Source organism: Polaribacter haliotis (assembly GCF_014784055.1).
Lineage (GTDB): Bacteria > Bacteroidota > Bacteroidia > Flavobacteriales > Flavobacteriaceae > Polaribacter > Polaribacter haliotis.
Map to the genome: position 1 here is coordinate 87,501 of NZ_CP061813.1, position 21,692 is coordinate 109,192.

A 21,692-nucleotide genomic window follows, 5' to 3' on the forward strand; every position below is an offset into this window, starting at 1 on the left:
TCATTACATAATCTACAATTTCTTCAGTCATTTTTTCTTTTTTACTCCATTCTGGTTGTAAAAAAAGCTGACATTTCTTACCCACTTTTGCAGCTTCTTGTTCAGCGAAATCAAAATCTGATTTGTTGTGAATTATCATTTTTAACTCATCTGCCTCTCTGTAATTTTCAGTTAAAGGCAATTTTGTTTTCTTTGGTGAAAGACAAAACCAATCCCATTTTCCAGAAAAAGAATAAGCTCCAGAAGTTTCGATATGCGTTTTTATATGATTTTCTTGCAACAATTTAGTAATATAATCCATTGACCACATTAACGGTTCACCACCAGTAATAACAACAGTGTTCGCGTATTTTTTAACGTTTTCGACAATCGTATCTGCTAAAGTTGGCGGATGCAAATCTGCATTCCAACTTTCCTTTACATCACACCAATGGCAACCTACATCACAACCACCAACTCTAATAAAATAAGCGGCAGTTCCTGTATGGGAACCTTCACCTTGTATTGTGTAAAACTCTTCCATTAATGGAAGCATTATTCCTTTGTCTACTAAATCTTGCGTCTTTTTGTCCATCTTACTTCTTTGCAGCAATTACTTCAATTTCGATATTTGAGCCACCAACTAAATCGGCTGCAAAGGTAGTTCTTGCAGGCAAATTATCGGTAAAGAAAGTACGATAAATTGTATTCATTTTAGAGAAATCTTTAATATTGGCTAAAATTACGGTACATTTTACAACATCTTTCAATGTTAAATTATGTTGCTTTAAAACTGCTTCAATATTTTTGATGGTTTGTTTTGTTTCAGCTTCAATTCCCCCTTCAACAATTTTACCAGTTTTATGGTTTTTACCAATTTGTCCAGTTAAGAAATAGAGATTATCTACCTGAACAGCATCAGAAAAAGGAACATTTTGCCTACTTTCTTCGTGAGATTTATGATGTTTTATAACAGCATTAGAATCTTTCTTGCAGGAAAAATTCAACAACAATAATAGAAAAAGAGAAGTTTTTAAAAGAAATTTCATAAAGTTTTGATTTTCAACACAAATATAAAAACAATTAATATAAATTATTTTAACTGTAAGTACTTAAAAATCAAATGTATTTTGTAAATTTGCACTCCTTTTTACGAGAACAGATTTATAAAAGGCCTATAAAACAAAAATTTATAAAAACATCTCTTGAAGTTTTTATCGTTAGTAATCTGAAAAACAACAAGATACAAATTTTATTCTCAGAAATGTCTGAAGAAACAAAAAACACTGAAGAGCAAGTAGAAGCTACTGAAGTACAACAAACAGAAGCAGCAACTCCAGCTGTAGAAGAAGTAAAACAAGATCCAAAACAATTTTTAGCGGACTTTAACTGGCACAAATACGAACAAGGTATAGAAGCTGTAGATGAAGAAAAACTAAAAGCTTTCGAAGAAGCGTTAGTAGGAACTGTAGGTTTCGTAAACGAACGTGATGTAATCGAAGGAACTGTAATTAGAATTACAGAAAGAGATGCTATTATAGACATCAATTCTAAGTCTGAAGGAGTTATTTCTTTAAACGAATTTCGTTACAACCAAGGTTTAAAAGTTGGTGATACTGTAGAAGTATTAGTTGACAAAAGAGAAGATTCTTCTGGTCAATTAGTATTATCTCACAAAAAAGCAAGAGTAATTAAAGCTTGGGAAAGAGTTAATAATGCTCATGAAACTGGTGAAGTAGTTAACGGTTTCGTTAAATGTAGAACTAGAGGTGGTATGATTGTAGATGTTTTCGGAATCGAAGCATTTTTACCAGGATCTCAAATTGACGTTAAGCCAATTAGAGATTACGATCAGTATGTAGAAAAAACAATGGAATTCAAAGTTGTAAAAATCAACCACGAATTTAAAAACGTTGTAGTTTCTCATAAAGCTTTAATTGAAGCAGATATCGAATTACAGAAAAAAGAAATCATTGGCCAATTAGAAAAAGGACAAGTATTAGAAGGTATTGTTAAAAATATTACTTCTTATGGTGTATTTGTAGATTTAGGTGGTGTAGATGGTTTAGTACATATTACAGATTTATCTTGGTCTAGAATTAATCATCCAAATGAGGTTGTTGAATTAGACCAAAAATTAAACGTTGTAATTTTAGACTTTGACGATAACAAATCTAGAATCCAATTAGGTTTAAAACAATTATCAGCTCATCCTTGGGAAGCTTTAGACGATACTTTAAAAGTGGGTGATAAAGTAACAGGAGAAGTTGTTGTTTTAGCAGATTATGGAGCATTCGTAGAAGTAGAACAAGGAGTAGAAGGGTTAATTCACGTTTCTGAAATGTCTTGGTCAACTCATTTACGTTCTGCACAAGATTTCGTAAAAGTTGGAGATAAAGTAGAAGCGCAAGTTTTAACTTTAGATAGAGAAGACCGTAAAATGTCTTTAGGTATCAAACAATTACACCCAGATCCTTGGACAGATATTACAACTAAATATCCTGTAGGTTCTACACATACTGGAACTGTAAGAAATTACACGAATTTTGGTGTGTTTGTAGAATTAGAAGAAGGTATTGACGGTTTAGTATATATTTCTGATTTATCTTGGACTAAGAAAATCAAGCATCCATCAGATTTCGTAACTGTTGGAGACAAGTTAGAAGTTCAAGTATTAGAATTAGATGTAGAGAACAGAAAGTTAAACTTAGGTCATAAGCAAACACAAGATAACCCTTGGGATGCTCACGAAGCTACGTACACAATCGGTTCTACACACGAAGGTACTATTAAAGAAAAGAACGATAAAGGAGCAGTTGTAACTTTTGCAGATGGCGTTGAAGGTTTTGCACCAACACGTTTCTTAGAAAAAGAAGACGGTTCTAAATTAGGAAAAGGAGATACAATAGACTTTATTGTAATGGAATTTTCTAAAGAATACAGAAGAGTAGTCGTTTCTCATACTTCAATCTTTAGAGAAGAAGAAAAGAGAAATATTAAGACTGCCGCTAAAAAATCTGCAGATGCAGAAAAAACAACTCTTGGAGACATTGGTGGTTTAGCAGCACTTAAAGAAAAAATGGAAGCTGGATCGAAAAAGAAGAAGTAATTCTTATTTTTAAAACAGTAGAAATTTATAATATCTAAAAGCCGATGCAATTTGCATCGGCTTTTTTTTTATACGCTTATTTCTTATTAAACATACAGAACTATAAAACTGCAACTGAAAACTACCAACTTATTTTTGGGCGTTCCCTAAAGGTCGGGCTTTTCGCACTCGCTTTTTTTCTGAAATAGAAAAAAGAGCTCAAACAATTGCTGCAATCCCTAACGCACATTTCTGCCAACAAATTTCCATCTTATAAGTTTACTACTTGTTAAATTATTTTACAGTATCATTTAATAGGATTATCTTTGTATTATTCAAAAAACACAACCAAAAAGAATGACATTAATCAAATCAATTTCAGGAATTAGAGGAACTATTGGTGGAAAAACTGCTGATAACTTAACACCAATAGACGCAGTAAAATTTGCATCAGCATATGGCGCATTTATAAAAGCAAGAAACAATAATAAGAAAGATATTAAAGTTGTTATTGGAAGAGATGCACGTATTTCTGGAAAAATGATTTCGAGTTTGGTTGCCAATACTTTGGTTGGTTTAGGAATAGATGTTGTAGATTTAGGACTATCAACCACACCAACAGTAGAAGTTGCTGTACCAATGGAAAATGCAAATGGAGGAATTATTCTAACAGCATCTCACAATCCAAAACAGTGGAATGCTTTAAAATTATTAAACGAGAAAGGAGAATTTTTAAATGGAGCAGAAGGAGAAAAAATTCTTGAATTAGCAGAAAGCGAAGATTTTTCTTTTGCAGAAGTAGACGATTTAGGAAACTATTCTAAAGACAGTTCTTATTTACAAAAACACGTTCAAGCAGTTTTAGATTTAGAATTGGTAGATGTAGAAGCTATTAAAAATGCAAACTTTAAAGTTGTTGTAGATGGCGTAAATTCCACAGGAGGAATTTTTATTCCTGCTTTATTAAAAGAATTAAATGTAGAATGTATTGAATTATATTGTACACCAAATGGACAATTTCCACACAATCCAGAACCTTTAAAAGAACACTTAACAGACATATCTAATTTAGTTGTAAAAGAAAAAGCAGATTTCGGAATTGTAGTCGACCCAGATGTAGATCGTTTGGCAATTGTTTCCGAAGATGGTTCTATGTTTGGCGAAGAATATACATTAGTTGCTTGTGCAGATTATGTTTTAGGAAAATTAGGGGGTGGAAACACGGTTTCTAATTTATCGTCTTCAAGAGCATTAAGAGATGTTACTCAAAAACATGGTGGAACTTATACTGCATCTGCAGTTGGTGAAGTAAATGTTGTTATTAAAATGAAAGAAACCAACACTGTAATTGGTGGAGAAGGAAATGGAGGAATTATTTATCCAGCTTCTCATTATGGTCGTGATTCTTTGGTGGGTGTTGCTTTATTTTTATCGCATTTAGCAAATAATAAAATGTCTTGTAAAGAATTAAGAGATTCATATCCTAGTTATTTTATGAGTAAAAATAAGATTCAATTAACGCCAGAAATAGACGTGGATAATATCTTAGAAACCATGGCTTCTAAATATGCTAATGAAGATGTAAACACAATAGATGGTGTAAAAATTGATTTCGCAGATGAATGGATTCATTTAAGAAAATCGAATACAGAGCCAATTATAAGAATTTATACAGAAGCAAAATCGCAACAAGCAGCAGACGATTTAGCAGTTCGTTTTATCAATGAAATTAAAGAAATTATAGCTTAGAAATATTGAAAACAAAACTAGTAGTAGTATTTTTTTTACTAATATCTGTCACTCTTTTTTCTCAAGAGGAAAAAGTAAAGAAAACCTCAAATAAAGGAAAATTATTTTTGTATTGGGGTTGGAACAGAGCGACTTTCTCGAATTCGGACATTCGTTTTCAAGGGAATAATTACGACTTTACATTACAAGACGTAAGAGCGAAAGACAGACCAACAGATTTTACGTTCGATTATTTTCATCCAACAAAAATAACTTTACCACAAACAAATGTTAGAGTTGGTTATTTTTTAAGTGATAATTACACAGTTTCTGTGGGAGTAGATCATATGAAATATGTAGTTAGATCTTTTCAAACAGTAAAAATTAACGGAGAAATAAATGCAGGAAATGCTTTTGATGGAGTTTACAATAATGATGATATTCAACTAACGCACGATTTTTTACAGTTCGAACATACAGATGGTTTAAATTATGTAAATGTAGAGCTTAAAAGATTCGACGAAATTGGACATTTTATTGGAATGAATAGTAAAAATTTTCAGTTAAACATCACAGAAGGTTTTGGAGCTGGTGTTTTGTTTCCAAGAACAAATTCGAAACTATTTAATCAAAAAAGATGGGATGAGTTTCATGTTTCTGGTTGGGGAGTTTCTGCAGGAGCAGGGTTAAACCTTACGTTTTTTAAATACTTTTTTGTTCAGTCAGATTTAAAGTATGGGTATATAAAAATGCCAAATATAAGAACCACAGAAAACGCAGAAGACAAAGCTTCACAAAGTTTTACATTTTTTCAAAAAACAATTGTGTTTGGTGCAAAATTCAATATTTAAAAACAAAGTAATGGATTTAGAAAAGTATTTTAGTCAGTTTAGAAAAAACATAGTAGGTATAGATCAAAAATTTACATCTCCATATGGAGAACAAGATTTAATTTATACAGATTGGACAGCCAGTGGAAGATTGTATTTACCATTGGAAGAAAAAATGCTTCATAAATTCGGACCTTTTGTAGCGAATACACATACAGAAACATCTACTACTGGTGCAGCAATGACGTTGGCGTATCACGAAGCAAGAAAAATTATAAAAAAACATGTAAATGCCAATGAGAATGATGTTTTAATAACATCTGGTTCTGGTATGACAGGAGTTGTAAATAAGTTTCAACGTATTTTAGGATTAAAAGTTTCCGAGAATTTAAAAGAGTATACAACGATTCCAGAAGACTTAAAACCTATTGTTTTTGTTAGCCATATGGAACACCATTCTAACCAAACTTCTTGGTTAGAAACCATTGCAGATGTAGAAGTTGTGCCATGTAATAACGAAGGTTTGGTGTGTATAGAAAGCTTCGAAAAATGTATTAAAAAACACGAACATCGTAAAATTAAAATAGCTTCAATTACTTCTTGCTCTAATGTTACAGGAATTAAAACTGCATATCATAAAGTTGCAAAACTAATTCACAGTTATAATGGTTTGTGTTTTGTAGATTTTGCTTGTTGTGCTCCTTATGTAGATATTAATATGCATCCAGAAGAAGAGGATGAGTATTTAGATGCAATTTTCTTTTCTCCACATAAATTTTTGGGAGGACCAGGAACTTCTGGAGTTTTAGTTTTTAATAAAAAATTATACAAAAATACAATTCCAGATAATCCAGGAGGAGGAACCGTAAGCTACACAAATCCTTGGGGTCAACACGATTATTTCGACGATGTAGAAACCAGAGAAGATGGTGGAACTCCTGCTTTTTTACAAACAATTAGAATCGCTTTGGCAATTCAATTGAAAGAAGAAATGGGTACCGATAATATTAAAAATAGAGAAAATGAAATTAATAAAGTTATTTTTAAAACTTTAGAAAATCTTGAAGGAGTTAAAATTTTAGCACCAAATAATAAAGAAAGATTAAGTATATTTTCTTTTTATTTTGAAAAGTATCACTTTAATTTAGTGGTAAAATTATTAAACGATCGTTTTGGGATTCAAACCAGAGGTGGTTGTTCTTGTGCAGGAACATATGGGCATTTTTTATTAAATGTAGATCAAGAAACTTCAAACAGAATAAAAGACCAAATTTTGCATGGTTGTAATACAGATAAACCAGGTTGGGTTCGCTTATCTGTACATCCTACAATTACAAATAAAGAAGTTGAGTTTATATGTAACTCCTTAGAGGAATTATCTAAAAACATCGAAAACTGGTCTCAAGATTACGAATACCATCCAATTAAAAACGATTATGCACACAAAACTGTAGCTTCAATCGAACATCAATTAGTAAACGATTGGTTTTATAAAAATTAGAAGTTTTTTTTATAAAAACTCTTTTGGTACTTTATCTCTATGCTTAAATCTTTTGTGTGACCATAAATAAAATTCAGGCTGATCTAAAATATTTTTTTCTGTAAGTTCTGTATATAAATCTGTAATTTTATAATTATCAAACTCTTTTGGGTTTTCTGTAATTAGTTGAAATTCAGTTTCGTAATAACCTCTTTTCATCTTTTTGGTAACATAGTTTATTACTACTAAATTAAATTTTTTAGAAAGCATTTCTGCACCAGTATGCACAGGAACTTTAATATTGAAAAATTCTCTCCAATAATAGGTTTTGTGAGGTTGTGGAGATTGGTCGCTCAATAAAATATAAGCACCTCTTTTGTTTTCAGAAAATCTTTTTTGCATCCCTTTTACCATTTCAGATGTTTTGTAACCTCTAACACCAAATTTCTCTCTAGAAGATCTAACATATTTCTCAAAATATTTATTATTTAGTTTTGTGTAAGCTCCATAAACATCGATGTCTATAACTTTTGCTAAACTTGTAGACCATTCCCAATTCGCTTGATGTGCACCAACTAAAGCAATATCTCTACCTTGTTTTGCAAATGAGTTTACCAACTCTGGGTTTTTGTATTTATATCTTTTTAAAATTTCTTTTTCGGAAATAGAAAAAGCTTTTACACTTTCCATCATTAAATCCATTAAATGTTTAAAGAATTTTTTTCGAATTTTAAAAAGCTCTTCTTCCGATTTTTCTGGAAAAGCCATTTTTAAATTTTCTAAAACAACCGTTTTTCTATAGCCAAAAACATGATAAATTAAAAAATAAAAAACATCAGATTTTATATATAATAATCTCATTGGCAATCTCGAGAGTATCCAAATAATAGGGTAGGTAAGCGCAAAAATAAGAAATTGCATAATATGGTTTTAATATTGCAAATATCGCATATAAATTTAAAACGAAAAGAGATATTGCTAATGGTTTTTATTATGTTTGTTGTATGATAGAAAATATAAATAGCGCTGTTTTATTTATTATTATAGCCAATGTTTTGGTTTCGATGAAAGGATTTAGTGATTATTCTTTTTTAGACAAGTATAAATTTCAAGTTAGTAAAATTATATCTGGAGAAAAAATAAGAATGTTTACATCTGGTTTTCTGCATGTAGACTGGATGCATTTAGGGTTTAACATGTATGCATTGTATTTATTTGGAAGAATTGTTTCTGGAATGTTAGGAACTCCTTATTTTTTAATTATTTACTTCGGAAGTTTACTTGCAGGAAGTTTGTACTCTTTAATGTATCATAAAAAAGAGCCTTATTATAGTGCAGTTGGTGCATCTGGAGCAGTATCAGGAATTATATATTCGTCTATATTATTATATCCGGATATGAGTTTATATTTATTTTTTATTCCTCTTCCAATTCCAGGATACATTTTTGGGATCGGATATTTATTATATTCCATTTATGGAATGAAAAAGCAATTAGGAAATGTTGGTCATGCAGCACATTTAGGTGGAGCAATGGGTGGTTTTGCAACTACTTTGATACTCTACCCTTCATTAATTTCAACAAATAAATTAATGGTTATTTTATTAGCAGTGCCTATTGTGTTTCTATTGATTTTTGGAGATAAATTAAAATCATTGTAAAATAAAAAAAGACCTCATATTTGAATGAAGTCTTTTGAGCGAAAGACCAGGTTCGAACTGGCGACATTCAGCTTGGAAGGCTGACGCTCTACCAACTGAGCTACTTTCGCGTGGTAAAGAGATGCAAATATAAAATCATTTTTTAGTTCTGCAAGGTTTTTTTTAGTAAAAAATAATAAAAAAAAATCATTTTTCAGATGCTTTTCATACTGAAACAGTTAGCTACTAATTTTATGGTTTATTTTCATTAAAAATGTAAGGAACCTTTAAATTATCTATTTAAAAAACTTCGTATCTTATCAAACTAAAAACGAATTAAAATCATATTATGAAAATATCAACTTTTATATTGCTGCTCTTTACAGTTACATTTTCTATAAACTCTCAGAATAAGGAAGTAAAAATAACTACAGAGAAACTTACAGATAATATTTATATACTAAAAGGACAAGGAGGGAACATTGGTCTTTTTGTGGGAGAAGATGCTGTTTTTATGATCGATGACCAATTTGCGCCTTTAACCCCTAAAATATTGAATGCTATCAAGAAAATTACAACAAAACCAGTAAAATATTTAGTCAATTCTCATTGGCATGGAGATCATACAGGAGGAAACGAAAACATGCAAAAGGAAGGAGCAATTATTGTTGCACACGATAATGTAAGAAAAAGAATGAATACAGATTCTGAAGTGAGAGGAAGAGTAAAAAAAGCATCACCAAAAGAGGCATTGCCTGTAATTACGTTTTCAAAAGATTTAATGTTGCACATAAATAATGATGATATTTTAGTTTCTCACGTACATAATGCACATACAGATGGAGATGCAATTATCTATTTTACTGCAAATAACGTAGTTCATATGGGAGATACTTATTTTCAAGGAAAGTTTCCTTATATCGATTTAAACTCAGGTGGAAATGTAAATGGAGTAATTGCAGCTGCAGAGAAAGTAATTTTGTTGGCAGATAATAATACCAAAATAATTCCTGGTCATGGAAATCTTTCCAATAGAGAAGAGTTAATTTCTTATAAAAATATGTTGGTAGATTTAAGAGAGAAAATTCAATTGGAAATTGATAATGGAAAAACATTAGAAGAAGTAAAGGCAAATAACGAAATCACTAAAAATTACAATTCTTTTAGTGGTTGGATAAACGAAGAAAAAATTAGAGTTGCCATTTATTCGAGTCTGGTAAAAAAGTAAATGAATGGATATTAATAAAGTGCATATGTAAATTTTAACATATTAGAAAGGCCGTTTTCTTATTTTTGACTAACTTTGTACTATAATGACAAAGTTTTCTCATAAAATATTAGCTGTTTTAATGTCGTTTGTAGTTTTATTTTCTACAACGTCATTTGCTATCACAAAACATTTTTGTGGGGATACTCTTGTAGATACTTCTGTTTTTAGCCAAGCTTCCACTTGTGGAATGGAAAGTCAAGAAACTACTGTTTCAGATTGTTCAACCGTAAAGAAAGATTGTTGTACTGATGAACAATTGTTAGTTGATGGTCAAGATGAAATACAATTACAAGTTGATAATATTACTTTTAATCAAGAATTATTTATCGCTTCATTTATTTATACTTACATAAATCTTTTTGAAGGTTTAGAAAATAATGGATCTTCTTTTGAAGATTACAAACCACCACTCGTCATAGAAGAACTTTACAAAGTTGACGAGACTTATTTAATTTGATTTTTAAACAATAGACTGTAATATCCTATAACTGCAATGTTATAAGGATAATTTGTTGAATTCGGTGTTTTTCTAACACCAATGTCTAACTGTTTAATTATCAAAACTAATGCTAAATAAAAGCATCAAATTTCTAATAGAAAATAAACTCGTCTCAGTTTTATTACTCTTACTTTTTGTGGGTTGGGGAACTGTAAATGCTCCTTTTAATTGGAATATTCCATTTTTACCAAGCAATCCTGTTGCTGTAGATGCCATTCCAGATATTGGCGAAAATCAGCAAATTGTATTTACAAAATGGGATGGTCGCTCACCACAAGATATCGAAGACCAAATTACCTATCCTTTAACAACTTCGTTATTGGGAATTCCTGGAGTTAAAACAATCAGAAGTTCATCTATGTTTGGTTTTTCTAGTATTTACATCATTTTTGAAGAAGATATTGAGTTTTATTGGAGCAGAAGTCGAATTTTAGAAAAACTAAATTCACTACCAAGCAATTTATTACCAGAAGGTGTAAACCCTGCTTTAGGGCCAGATGCAACAGGTTTGGGGCAAATTTTTTGGTACACGCTTGAAGGTCGTGATGAAAAGGGAAATGTTACTGGTGGTTGGGATTTACAAGAATTACGAAGTATTCAAGATTACTATGTAAAATACGGATTATCATCAGCAAGTGGCGTTTCTGAAGTTGCTTCAATTGGTGGCTATGTTCAAGAATATCAAGTAGATGTGAATCCAGAATTAATGCGACAATACAAAATTGGTTTAAATCAAGTTGTAAAAGCGGTTAAAAGTAGCAATCAAGATATTGGAGCACAGACTTTAGAAATCAACCAAGCTGAATATTTAGTAAGAGGTTTAGGTTATATAAAATCTATTGAAGATATTGAAAACGCTGTGGTTACTTCCGAAGATTTTACAGCCATCAAAATAAAAGACATTGGTAAAGTTACTTTAGGTCCTGCAACAAGAAGGGGGATTTTAGATAAAGAAGGTGCAGAAGTTGTTGGTGGAGTTGTAGTTGCAAGGTATGGCGCAAATCCTATGGAAGTAATTACGAATGTAAAAACTCAAATTGAAGAATTAAAAGGAGGTTTACCAACGAAAGTTTTAGCAGATGGAAGAATATCTCAATTAACAATTGTTCCTTTTTATGATAGAACAGAACTCATTCACGAAACATTAGACACCTTAAATGAAGCGTTAACATTAGAAATTCTGATTACCATTTTAGTAATTATTGTAATGGTTTTTAATCTTCGAGCTTCCATTTTAATCTCTGGTTTATTACCAGTTGCAGTTTTAATGGTTTTTGTTACAATGAAACTATTTAATGTAGATGCAAATATTGTAGCACTTTCAGGAATTGCAATTGCGATTGGAACCATGGTTGATGTTGGCGTAATTCTCGCCGAAAATATGATTCGTCATTTAGATGATGAAAAACTACAAACTAGTGAAGATGGAACAAAATTCACCACAGATGAGATAGTTTACAATGCAACAGCAGAAGTTTCAGGTGCAATTTTAACAGCAGTTTTAACGACGATTATCAGTTTTGTGCCAGTTTTTACAATGATTGGTGCAGAAGGAAAACTATTTAGACCTTTGGCTTTTACCAAAACAATGGCATTATCTGCATCTTTGGTAATTGCTTTGTTTTTAATTCCGCCTTTTGCGGCCTATTTATTCAGAAAAACAACTTTAAAGAATTCATTTAAATACGTTATAAATATCGCTTTAATAGTTGCTGGAATTGTAATTATATTTAGCGGATTTTGGTTAGGAAGTATTTTAATTGCTTTTGGAATTAATGGATTATTACTTGTTTTAGGAAAGTTGAATAAGAAAAACAGCAATCTTATAAATATCATTATTTCTTGTACTGCTATTATCTTTTTATTGGCTGAATATTGGCGACCATTAGGTTTTAACAGAAGTATTTTTATCAATTTGATTTTTGTGGCTATTATTTGCTTTGGAATTTTAGGAATATTTTCAGTTTTTAGAAGGTATTATTCCCAAATTTTAAAATGGGCTTTAGCGAATAAAATCTTGTTTTTAATAATTCCTACAGCTGTTCTTATTTCTGGAGGTTTTATTTTAAACAATACAGGTAAAGAATTTATGCCATCTTTAAATGAAGGTTCTTTCTTATTAATGCCAACTTCATTACCACATTCTGGTGTGGAAGAAAATAAACGTGTTTTACAACAATTGGACATGGCAGTTGCAACCATTCCAGAAATTGAAACTGTGGTTGGAAAAGCAGGTAGAACAGAATCTGCTTTAGATCCTGCACCTTTATCTATGTACGAAAATATTATTCAGTATAAATCTGAATATATGCGTAATTCAGAAGGAAAAAGACAGCGTTATAAAGTAAATAATGAAGGTGTTTTTGAATTGAAAAACGGTGGTTTTGTAGCAAATCCGAATAATACTGAAGATGTCACCTTGAGCGCAGTCGAAAGATCTCAATTAATTGAAGATGAAAATGGCGAATTCTATAGAAATTGGCGACCAGAAATTAATTCTCCAGATGATATTTGGAATGAAATTGTAAAAGTTACCAAATTACCAGGCGTTACTTCTGCTCCAAAATTACAACCGATTGAAACAAGATTGGTCATGTTACAAACAGGAATGCGTGCACCAATGGGAATAAAAGTAAAAGGGCAAGATTTAAAACAAATTGAAGCTTTTAGTTTACAATTAGAAAGTCTTTTAAAACAAGCAGAAGGTGTTAAAGTTGAAGCTGTTTTTGCTGATAGAATCGTTGGGAAACCTTATTTATTAATAGATATTGATAGAGAAAAAATAGCTCGTTATGGAATTTCTATTGAAGATGTACAAAGTGTTTTAAAAGTTGCAGTTGGTGGAATGCAATTAACACAAACTGTGGAAGGAAGAGAACGTTATGGAATTCGAGTGCGTTACCCAAGAGAATTGCGTAACAATCCTGAATCGATAAAAGACATTTATATTCCTGTTTCAACAGGGAATCCTGTTCCTTTGGGTGAATTAGCAACCATTAGATATGAACAAGGTCCACAAGTAATTAAAAGTGAAGATACTTTTTTAGTTGGCTATGTTTTGTTTGATAAATTAGATGGTTTTGCAGAAGTTGATGTTGTAGAAAATGCGCAAAAATTATTTCAAAATAAAATAGATGCTGGTGAATTAATGGTTCCAAAAGGGATCAGTTATAAATTTACAGGAACGTATGAAAATCAATTACGAGCAGAAAAAACATTGTCTGTGGTTGTGCCATTAGCATTGGCAATTATTTTCTTGATTTTATATTTTCAATTTAAATCGGTTTCTACTTCGTTGATGGTTTTTACAGGAATTACAGTGGCTTTTGCTGGTGGATTTATTATGATTTGGTTGTATGGACAAGATTGGTTTTTCAATTTTAGCTTTTTTGGAGAAAACATGAGGGATTTATTCAACATGAAAACCATTAATTTAAGTGTGGCAGTTTGGGTTGGTTTTATTGCATTATTTGGTATTGCAACTGATGATGGTGTTGTAATGGCAACGTATTTAACACAAACTTTTAACCGAGAAAAACCTGCTGACAAAAAAAGTATTAGGTTTTACGCTCTACAAGCTGGAGAAAAACGAATTCGTCCTTGTTTAATGACAACTGTTACTACCATTTTGGCGCTTTTACCAGTTTTAACTTCCACAGGAAAAGGAAGCGATATTATGATTCCAATGGCAATTCCAATTTTTGGAGGAATGGTTATTGACATTACTTCCTACTTTATTGTGCCAGTTTTATATAGTTGGAGAGAAGAGTTGAAATTGAAAAGAATACAGAATAAAAAAGAGAGTCAAGAACCAAGACAAATTGTTAATTAATATGAAAAATATAGGTGAAATATTCAGGAAAGTCTTTATTCTTTGCTCTTTATTCTTTTTTCTAAAAGGAAACGCACAAGAACTGCAAAGCTATATAGAGCAAGCAATGGAAAACAATCCTACAATTCAAAAATTTGAATTACAATATAATATTGCTTCCGAAAAAATGAACGAAGTAAACACAATTCCGAATACGGAATTTGGTGCAGGATATTTTGTAAGTGAACCAGAAACAAGAACAGGAGCACAACGTTTTAAAATTTCAGTAAAACAAATGTTGCCTTGGTTTGGCACCATTTCTTCAAGAGAAAATTATGTTTCTTCAATGGCAGATGCTAAATATGAAGATATTGTAATTGCAAAACGAAAACTAATCACTTCTGTTTCGCAATCTTATTATAATTTATATGAGAATAAAGCGAAACAAAAAGTTTTAGAGCAGAATATAAAACTACTTAAAACCTATGAAAAATTAGCACTAACATCTGTTGAAGTTGGCAAAGCATCTGCTGTAGATGTTTTACGATTGCAAATGAGACAGAATGAAATGGCGGAATTATTATCGGTTTTAAATCAGCAGTTTTTAACAGAACAAACTACGTTTAATAAGTTATTGAATCGTGATAAAACTGTTACAGTAAATGTGATAAATGAGTTGAATATTCCTTCAGAAAATTTCGAAATAAATGTAGAAAATTTAGCAGTACATCCAGAATTATTGAAGTATGATAAAATTTATCAATCTGTGGAAAAATCAGAATTATTGAATCAGAAAGAAAATAACCCAATGATTGGTTTTGGTTTCGATTATGTAAATGTTGCAGAACGACCTAATATGAGTTTTACAGACAATGGTAAAGACATTTTAATGCCAATGGTTTCTATTTCTATTCCTATTTTCAATAATAGTTACAAATCGAAAACCAGACAAAATCAATTGCAACAACAAGAGATTTTAGCGCAAAAACAAGAACGTAAAAACAGATTAGAAACGATTTTAGACCAAGCAATAAATAACCGGATTTCTTCAAGAATAAGTTATAGAACGCAAACTAAAAATCTAAAGCAAGCGAAGAATGCTGAAGAAGTTTTAATAAAAAGTTACGAGACAGGAACCATCGATTTTAATGACGTTTTAGATATTCAAGAATTGCAATTGAAGTTTGAAATGAATCAAATTAAATCGATAAAAAACTACTATTTACAAACCACGATTATTAATTATTTAATTCAATAAAAATGAAACACACATATAAAATTACAGGAATGACTTGTGGAAACTGCAAAGCTTCTGTAGAAAAATATTTAAGCGAAATAGAAAGTGTTACCAATGTTTCTGTAAATCTCGAGAAAGAAGAAGCAGAAATTACTATGGAAAAACATATAGAAACGAAAGTTTTAAAAGATGCTTTACCTGAAAAATATACACTTTCAGAAAAGAAACAAGAAAAGAAAGAAATACCAGATGTTGCTTTTGATGGAATGGAAGAATCGAAATTTCAGCAATTAAAACCATTGTTTTTAATCATTTTTTACATTACAACAGCAGGTATCTTATTGAATTATAAAAACTGGAATTGGAGTGCATTTATGCTCGATTTTATGGGTTTATTCTACATTGTCTTTAGCTTTTTTAAAATGTTAGATCTAAAAGGATTTCCAGATTCTTTTAGAATGTACGATCCTTTGGCGAAGAGAATTCCTGTTTATGGAAAAATTTATCCTTTTATAGAAACTGCTTTAGGATTGATGTTTTTGCTTCGTTTTGAAATAAATATCGCTCTAATAATTACACTTATTGTTTTAGGAGTTACAACAGTTGGCGTTACAAAAACACTTTTAAATAAAAAAGCAATAAGATGTGCTTGTCTTGGTACAGCTTTAAAATTACCAATGACAGAAGCTACTTTTATAGAAAATGCAATTATGATTGTTATGGCAGTTTTAATGTTAATCTTTTAAAAATCAAAAAATATGAAAAATTCAAATCAACATACAAACAAAGAAAACGGAATGAGTAATTATACAAAATTCTTTTTAATGTTAGGTTGCTCTTTTGTAGCAATGTACATCACAATGTACTTAAATACATATGAATTTGACCACGTTTATTTTAGCTTAACTCGTTTTTATATGTCTTGTTTAGGGATATCTACTATGGCTTTAATTATGTGGTTTTTTATGCGCAATATGTATCAAAATAAAAAGAAGAATATTGCTATTGTCTTTGGAAGTATTGTACTTTTTTTAGGTGCTTTAGGTTTGGTGCGTGAACAAAAATCTACAGTTGATGATGTTCTTTGGATGAAAGCAATGATTCCTCATCATTCAATTGCAATATTAACGAGTGAACGTGCAGACATTAAAGATCCCGAAGTAAAAAAATTAGCAAACGATATTATTAAAGCACAGAAAAAAGAAATTGAAGAAATGAAAGCGATGATAAAACGATTAGAAAATGAAAAATAAAAATATAGTAATCTATTTAGGAATTCTTGCTTTTGGTTTATTATTAGGCTATTTTTTCTTCGGAAACTCTTCTGATAAATCAACTCATAATCATTCTGAAACATCCGAAAAAAATGAAATGTGGACCTGTTCTATGCATCCACAAATTATGAAAACAGAGCCTGGAGATTGTCCTATTTGTGGAATGGATTTAATTCCCGCAGAAAATAATTCCGAAGGTTTAATGGCAGACCAATTTAAGCTGACAGAAAATGCGATGGCTTTGGCCAATATTCAAACTTCTATTGTTGGCAAAGGTAAAATTGAAAAAAATGCAATTAAATTATCTGGAAAAATTGCAGAAAGCGAGAACTTAAATACAGTTCAAGTTACGCATTATGCTGGAAGAATAGAGCGTTTGTTCGTTGCTTCAACTGGCGAAAAGATTAGAAATGGGCAATTAGTAGCAAGGATTTATTCGCCAGAATTATTTGCATCGCAACAAGAATTAATTACTGCATCTTCTATAAAAGAATCGCAACCAGAATTATATAAAGCGGTTCGTAAAAAGCTAAAAATTAAAAAGGTAACAGATGCACAAATAAATTTGATAGAAAAATCAGGAAAACCGATTCAGAATTTTCCAATTTATGCTTCACAAACAGGAACAATTACCGAAAAAATGGTGGCAGAAGGAGATCATGTTGCTTTAGGAGAAGCATTGTTTAAAGTTTCGAATCTTTCTGTTGTTTGGGCAAATTTTGATGTTTATGAGCATCAAATTCATCTATTCAAAAAAGGGCAAGAAATTTCTATAACCACGAATAACAACAAAGAAATAAAGACAAAAGTAGACTTTATAGACCCTGTTTTAGATACAAAAACAAGAACGGTTAAATTAAGAGTTGTGCTTAATAATAGAGATAATGAATTGAAGCCAGGAATGTTTGTCGAAGGAAAATTGAAAGAAAACAATTCTAATAATAAAGATATAATTACGGTTCCATCATCAGCAGTTTTATGGACAGGAAAACGCTCTGTAGTTTATATAAAAACAAATGCGAATGAATCTGTTTTTGAAATGCGTGAAATTACTCTAGGTAATAGAATTGGAGAATTTTACGAAGTTTTTGAAGGCTTACAAAATGGCGATGAAATAGTAACAAATGGAACTTTTACTGTAGATGCTACTGCTCAATTACAAGGTAAAAAATCAATGATGAATAAAAAAGGTGGAAAAGTTATTACTGGTCACGAAAATCATCCTGAAATGGAAGAAAACACTTCATCAACAACAAACAACTTTAACAAAAATGAAAGAATAAAAGTATCTAAAGATTTTCAAAATCAATTAAAATCAGTTTATAATAATTACATCGACTTAAAAGATGCTTTGGTTGAAGATGATACAAAAAAAACAATATCAGCATCAAAAAAAATGTTAGAAAACATATCTAAAGTAGATATGAAATTGCTAAAAGAAAATGAAACTCATAAAAAATGGATGTCTTTAGAAAAAGAAATAAAAGAAGTTGCCAATTTAATTTCTAAAACATCAAAAATAGATGAACAAAGAAATCATTTTAAACATCTTTCATTAAACTTAATTAGCGCAGTTCAAATATTCGGAATCAATGAAAAAGTATATGTTGAATTTTGTCCAATGGCAAATAGCAATAAAGGTGCCTATTGGTTAAGTAAAGAGGAAAAAGTGATTAACCCTTATTATGGAGAAAAAATGTTAACCTGTGGAGAAGTAAAACAAGTAGTAGAATAATAAAAATCAATTAATAATTAAATTTTAAACAAATGAAAAAAGTAATTTTAAGTTTAGTAATTATTACAGCAACAGTATTTACAAGCTGTAAAAATGAAGGTAAAAAAGAGACAAATACTAATAATACTGAAGTTTCTAAAGAAATGGCAACAACAGATATTTCTTTTGGTGTAAGAGGAAATTGTGGTATGTGTAAAAGTACTATTGAAAAAGCGACAAAAAATATTGAAGGAGTTGCAACTGCAGCTTGGGATGTAGATAAAAAGAAAATTGATGTTTCTTTCGACGAGAGCAAAACAAGTGAAATGGATATTCATAAAGCAATTGCTGCTTCTGGTTACGATACAGAAAAAGCAAAAGGAGATTTAGATGCTTATGATGGTTTGCCTGGTTGTTGTAAATATGATCATAATATGGAAATGGATCAGTAATAAAATTAAGCCATTAAAAAAGAGTTCTTTTAAAGAACTCTTTTTTTTTGTTTCAAAAAACAGTGTTTTTTTTTAAAACTTAAACTTTAATGACCTATCATTTACTGAAACATCTTTTTTAGTTTGCCAAGAATTGGTATCTGGTTCACCAACTTTAATTGTATAAAGTGTGTTTTTGTCAAAAACTTTCGGAGTAAATGAAGAGGTGTTTAAACGAATGGAATATTCAGTTTCATTTGTTTTTTGATTGATAATTTCAACAACCGGTTTTTCTAATTTTTTTACTTTAATTTTTGGTAAATAAGCGATTGCTTTTCTACCATAATTATCTTGTTGATTAATCGTAATTGGCCATCCAGGATATTGCGTGTTTTCCTTTGTGGGATCTACAAAACGTGGCCAACACTCCGTTTTAATATCTCTAGTATCTTTATTAAAGGTTACCATCCCAAAACCAACTGCTCTTGTGTGTAAAATTTTTGGTTCTTTATTTGAATTTTGCGGATTTGAAATAGCTTTTACAGTCATTTTATTTCCAAAACCATCAAAGTGATTTCCAACATAAGCAGGATTTTCTACTGTATGATTAGAGCTATCTACATCTGGCCAAAAACGACGAGGCCATAAATTATTTAATGCTGGTCCTGCAAATGCATGTCCAGAATCTCCATGCTCGTCCAAACCATATTGTATGTAAGAAGCCAAATGTTGGTCGCCTGCAATGTGGAATGCAAAACCTTTACGGATTATAGAAACTGCCAAATCTCTTTTAGCAGCTGGCCAACCATTAGAATCCATATCTACAGTGCCTTTTTCGCCTTTTACATATTCTCCAGCTTCAGGAATTCTTAAAGAAGGAATTACGCCTCCAGTTTTTGCTTTTTGTGGAATAGTAGCAACAGTCGCAAAATTAGTTTGAGACAAAACAACTTTTAGTTCAGATCCATTAGACCAATCATTTACCCATTCGTTTAAGAATTTTTCTTGCCTTTTTCCTAATAATTCTGCATCTAAATGTTTATATTTTTTAATATCAAAATTATCATTTTGAATCCAGCCATTATAAACATCTGCTTCTTTTGGAAGCACATTTTTTGGTGCCGATTTAAATTTACGATCTTCTAAAATAGCAAAACTAATTCCTCCATAATTCCAATTAGAATAATATACAGAAATATTCTGTTTTAATGGAGTTGCATCATATGGATCTGGTAAGTGACTCGTTTGTGTAAATTGTACCATATTTACCCAATCTGCACTCATTTTATAACCACCACTATCTTGTGCTTTACCACCAAAACCAAGAGAAGTATCTGCTTTTTTACCAGATTCTCCCCAAACATTTCCATGATACACATCATGGTCATCTGGAATTATGGCACAAGGAATGTGTCTAAAAATTTCGCGATAAGACCAACCAAACATGTACCACTTTCTTAAATAGTCTAAACATATTTTGTCTGGTTCTCCATGATATTGTGGGCCAAATCCACCTGTGTTTTCATAAAACTGATCCCCTAAAAACATAGCCAAATCTGGTGTTAATTTAGAGACGGATTCGTAAACATCTGCATCAGGAAAACCATAATGTGCATTGCAACTAAAAACTGCAGCTTTAATATCTGTTTTGTTTATTGGCTCTGCTGCAATTGTTCCTTCGTAATTATAAGTTTCCTCTTTATTTCTTAAAGGAATTTTTAATAAAACTCTATATGGAATTGCTGTTTTGTGTTGCCAGTTTTCTATAATAAAATTAACGGCTCTACCAGGATTTTTTATGGTTTCTGTAGTTGCAGTTTCCCAGTTTCCATTTATTCTAAATTGAAGTAAAGCACTGTGTCCTTTAATTTCTTCAATAGGAGAAAACTGAGCAGTCAATTTTAATTTATTTTTATTGAGTGTATATTGTGCAAAGTTTATGGGGCCATAAAAATGATTTTCTTCGAACTTTAATTCTTCGGAAGTTATAGACCAATCAGAAAATTTTACAGAGGCTTTAGAAGCTATTTCGTTAGTCATTTTTCCTGGAACATCTGCAATTAAAGAGAAGTTACCTGTTAAATCTTTATCCTCTAAAGTTACTTTTTCTTCTTTTACAATAAACTGATTATTAATTGGGTTTATGGCAGAAATTTTTAGTAAATAGTTGGTTTGTTGTGGTATGGCTTCAACAATTAAATGAAAAGAACTTGGAATTTCTTTTAATGAAGTTTTAATAACTTGTTTGCCTACTTTTAAATCTCCTTTTCCATTAAGACCAATATCTAAACCTTTTCCAAAAACAGCTGCAGATCTGTAATCTTTAAAAGGACCTTCTGCTCCCAAGCGAAAACCTATACAAGCTTTTGTATTTGTTTTAATAACATTATTTAAAATTTCTATTTTAATATTTGTAGTAAAACCTATTAATCCTTTTGGTTTTTGAAGAGGTAACAAGTGTAAATTCCTGTTTTTTCCAGTAATATCACAAACTACAGCTTTATCTTGTAACACCCAATCTTGCAAACGATTTCCCCAATATTCTGGACCAATCCATTTCATATTGTTCCAGTTATGCCAATCAGATTTAAAATTCACTCCTTTTTTATAAGACCAAACTGAAAAAGATTCTTTAGCTAAGATGGAAGGTGCCATAAAGGGTATTATGCTTCCTAATGTTATTGTTTTTAGATATTTTCTTCTGTCCATTA

The 21,692-nt window shown here is 30.8% G+C and carries 17 protein-coding genes and 1 tRNA gene (1 of these 18 only partly in view); 13 read left to right on the forward strand and 5 right to left on the reverse strand.

What is annotated here, in order from left to right; all coding sequences use genetic code 11:
* Both H9I45_RS00215 and H9I45_RS00220 read right to left on the reverse strand, forming a co-directional pair.
* Positions 1 to 574 carry the 5' portion of a 7-carboxy-7-deazaguanine synthase QueE gene (locus H9I45_RS00215; protein WP_088355300.1) on the reverse strand. 56 nt of this gene lie to the left of the window's left edge, so only the first 574 of its 630 coding nucleotides appear in the window; the start codon lies at positions 572 to 574; its stop codon lies beyond the left edge, outside the window.
* Position 575: 1 nt separating this feature from the next.
* Positions 576 to 1,028: a RidA family protein gene (locus H9I45_RS00220; protein ID WP_088355299.1), complete on the reverse strand. Its 453-nt coding sequence runs from the start codon at positions 1,026 to 1,028 to the stop codon at positions 576 to 578.
* A gap of 215 nt (positions 1,029 to 1,243) precedes the next feature.
* Here H9I45_RS00220 and rpsA point away from each other — a divergent pair, with 215 nt between their 5' ends.
* From rpsA to H9I45_RS00240, 4 genes are all read left to right on the forward strand, one after another.
* Positions 1,244 to 3,088, forward strand: coding sequence for a 30S ribosomal protein S1 (gene rpsA / locus H9I45_RS00225; protein ID WP_088355298.1), 1,845 nt, complete (start codon positions 1,244 to 1,246; stop codon positions 3,086 to 3,088).
* Positions 3,089 to 3,424: 336 nt separating this feature from the next.
* The gene (gene glmM / locus H9I45_RS00230) at positions 3,425 to 4,816 is read left to right on the forward strand and encodes a phosphoglucosamine mutase (RefSeq protein ID WP_088355297.1); all 1,392 of its coding nucleotides are present in this window, start codon (positions 3,425 to 3,427) and stop codon (positions 4,814 to 4,816) included.
* Positions 4,817 to 4,821: 5 nt separating this feature from the next.
* Complete coding sequence (locus tag H9I45_RS00235) at positions 4,822 to 5,646, forward strand: hypothetical protein (RefSeq protein WP_317043396.1); 825 nt, start codon at positions 4,822 to 4,824, stop codon at positions 5,644 to 5,646.
* 10 nt (positions 5,647 to 5,656) lie between these two features.
* Positions 5,657 to 7,126, forward strand: a complete 1,470-nt coding sequence (locus tag H9I45_RS00240; RefSeq protein WP_088355310.1) for an aminotransferase class V-fold PLP-dependent enzyme — start codon at positions 5,657 to 5,659, stop codon at positions 7,124 to 7,126.
* A gap of 9 nt (positions 7,127 to 7,135) precedes the next feature.
* Here the strand turns inward: H9I45_RS00240 and H9I45_RS00245 are convergent, their stop codons facing one another.
* The gene (locus H9I45_RS00245; RefSeq protein WP_088355296.1) at positions 7,136 to 8,026 is read right to left on the reverse strand and encodes a lysophospholipid acyltransferase family protein; all 891 of its coding nucleotides are present in this window, start codon (positions 8,024 to 8,026) and stop codon (positions 7,136 to 7,138) included.
* 83 nt (positions 8,027 to 8,109) lie between these two features.
* Here H9I45_RS00245 and H9I45_RS00250 point away from each other — a divergent pair, with 83 nt between their 5' ends.
* Entirely contained in the window at positions 8,110 to 8,766 is a 657-nt protein-coding gene (locus tag H9I45_RS00250) for a rhomboid family intramembrane serine protease (protein ID WP_088355295.1), read from the forward strand.
* Positions 8,767 to 8,803: 37 nt separating this feature from the next.
* Here the strand turns inward: H9I45_RS00250 and H9I45_RS00255 are convergent.
* Positions 8,804 to 8,876: transfer RNA gene (locus tag H9I45_RS00255), tRNA-Gly, on the reverse strand.
* 218 nt (positions 8,877 to 9,094) lie between these two features.
* Between H9I45_RS00255 and H9I45_RS00260 the strand changes: the two genes are divergently transcribed.
* The 8 genes from H9I45_RS00260 to H9I45_RS00295 all read left to right on the forward strand — a co-directional run bounded on the left by H9I45_RS00260 (position 9,095) and on the right by H9I45_RS00295 (position 19,002).
* Positions 9,095 to 9,973 carry an MBL fold metallo-hydrolase gene (locus tag H9I45_RS00260; RefSeq protein ID WP_088355294.1) on the forward strand — a complete coding sequence of 293 codons (879 nt, stop codon included), beginning with the start codon at positions 9,095 to 9,097 and terminating at the stop codon, positions 9,971 to 9,973.
* An 85-nt stretch (positions 9,974 to 10,058) separates the two neighbouring features.
* Positions 10,059 to 10,472 (forward strand): HYC_CC_PP family protein, encoded by a 414-nt coding sequence (locus tag H9I45_RS00265; protein ID WP_228454984.1) that lies wholly within the window; start codon positions 10,059 to 10,061, stop codon positions 10,470 to 10,472.
* A 109-nt stretch (positions 10,473 to 10,581) separates the two neighbouring features.
* Positions 10,582 to 14,346: an efflux RND transporter permease subunit gene (locus H9I45_RS00270; protein WP_088355293.1), complete on the forward strand. Its 3,765-nt coding sequence runs from the start codon at positions 10,582 to 10,584 to the stop codon at positions 14,344 to 14,346.
* Position 14,347: 1 nt separating this feature from the next.
* Positions 14,348 to 15,583, forward strand: a complete 1,236-nt coding sequence (locus H9I45_RS00275) for a TolC family protein (protein ID WP_088355292.1) — start codon at positions 14,348 to 14,350, stop codon at positions 15,581 to 15,583.
* 2 nt (positions 15,584 to 15,585) lie between these two features.
* Positions 15,586 to 16,308, forward strand: coding sequence for a heavy metal translocating P-type ATPase (locus tag H9I45_RS00280; protein ID WP_088355291.1), 723 nt, complete (start codon positions 15,586 to 15,588; stop codon positions 16,306 to 16,308).
* A gap of 12 nt (positions 16,309 to 16,320) precedes the next feature.
* Positions 16,321 to 16,815, forward strand: coding sequence for a DUF305 domain-containing protein (locus tag H9I45_RS00285; protein WP_088355290.1), 495 nt, complete (start codon positions 16,321 to 16,323; stop codon positions 16,813 to 16,815).
* Positions 16,805 to 18,571 carry an efflux RND transporter periplasmic adaptor subunit gene (locus H9I45_RS00290; protein ID WP_088355289.1) on the forward strand — a complete coding sequence of 589 codons (1,767 nt, stop codon included), beginning with the start codon at positions 16,805 to 16,807 and terminating at the stop codon, positions 18,569 to 18,571. The genes H9I45_RS00285 and H9I45_RS00290 overlap by 11 nt, the downstream gene beginning before the upstream one ends.
* A 32-nt stretch (positions 18,572 to 18,603) precedes the next feature.
* Positions 18,604 to 19,002 carry a heavy-metal-associated domain-containing protein gene (locus tag H9I45_RS00295; RefSeq protein WP_088355288.1) on the forward strand — a complete coding sequence of 133 codons (399 nt, stop codon included), beginning with the start codon at positions 18,604 to 18,606 and terminating at the stop codon, positions 19,000 to 19,002.
* A 72-nt stretch (positions 19,003 to 19,074) separates the two neighbouring features.
* Here H9I45_RS00295 and H9I45_RS00300 read toward each other — a convergent pair whose 3' ends face one another.
* Positions 19,075 to 21,690 (reverse strand): alkaline phosphatase D family protein, encoded by a 2,616-nt coding sequence (locus tag H9I45_RS00300; protein WP_088355287.1) that lies wholly within the window; start codon positions 21,688 to 21,690, stop codon positions 19,075 to 19,077.
* Positions 21,691 to 21,692: the final 2 nt, after the last annotated feature.

What these genes read in the sequence shown, in the direction of transcription:
- H9I45_RS00300 (WP_088355287.1), bottom strand. Translation starts at nt 21,690, where the DNA reads ATGGACAGAAGAAAATATCTAAAAACAATAACATTAGGAAGCATAATA.
- H9I45_RS00295 (WP_088355288.1), top strand. Translation starts at nt 18,604, where the DNA reads ATGAAAAAAGTAATTTTAAGTTTAGTAATTATTACAGCAACAGTATTT.
- H9I45_RS00280 (WP_088355291.1), top strand. Translation starts at nt 15,586, where the DNA reads ATGAAACACACATATAAAATTACAGGAATGACTTGTGGAAACTGCAAA.
- H9I45_RS00220 (WP_088355299.1), bottom strand. Translation starts at nt 1,028, where the DNA reads ATGAAATTTCTTTTAAAAACTTCTCTTTTTCTATTATTGTTGTTGAAT.
- rpsA (WP_088355298.1), top strand. Translation starts at nt 1,244, where the DNA reads ATGTCTGAAGAAACAAAAAACACTGAAGAGCAAGTAGAAGCTACTGAA.
- H9I45_RS00290 (WP_088355289.1), top strand. Translation starts at nt 16,805, where the DNA reads ATGAAAAATAAAAATATAGTAATCTATTTAGGAATTCTTGCTTTTGGT.
- H9I45_RS00250 (WP_088355295.1), top strand. Translation starts at nt 8,110, where the DNA reads ATGATAGAAAATATAAATAGCGCTGTTTTATTTATTATTATAGCCAAT.
- H9I45_RS00245 (WP_088355296.1), bottom strand. Translation starts at nt 8,026, where the DNA reads ATGCAATTTCTTATTTTTGCGCTTACCTACCCTATTATTTGGATACTC.
- H9I45_RS00260 (WP_088355294.1), top strand. Translation starts at nt 9,095, where the DNA reads ATGAAAATATCAACTTTTATATTGCTGCTCTTTACAGTTACATTTTCT.
- H9I45_RS00240 (WP_088355310.1), top strand. Translation starts at nt 5,657, where the DNA reads ATGGATTTAGAAAAGTATTTTAGTCAGTTTAGAAAAAACATAGTAGGT.
- H9I45_RS00265 (WP_228454984.1), top strand. Translation starts at nt 10,059, where the DNA reads ATGACAAAGTTTTCTCATAAAATATTAGCTGTTTTAATGTCGTTTGTA.
- H9I45_RS00285 (WP_088355290.1), top strand. Translation starts at nt 16,321, where the DNA reads ATGAAAAATTCAAATCAACATACAAACAAAGAAAACGGAATGAGTAAT.
- H9I45_RS00275 (WP_088355292.1), top strand. Translation starts at nt 14,348, where the DNA reads ATGAAAAATATAGGTGAAATATTCAGGAAAGTCTTTATTCTTTGCTCT.
- glmM (WP_088355297.1), top strand. Translation starts at nt 3,425, where the DNA reads ATGACATTAATCAAATCAATTTCAGGAATTAGAGGAACTATTGGTGGA.
- H9I45_RS00270 (WP_088355293.1), top strand. Translation starts at nt 10,582, where the DNA reads ATGCTAAATAAAAGCATCAAATTTCTAATAGAAAATAAACTCGTCTCA.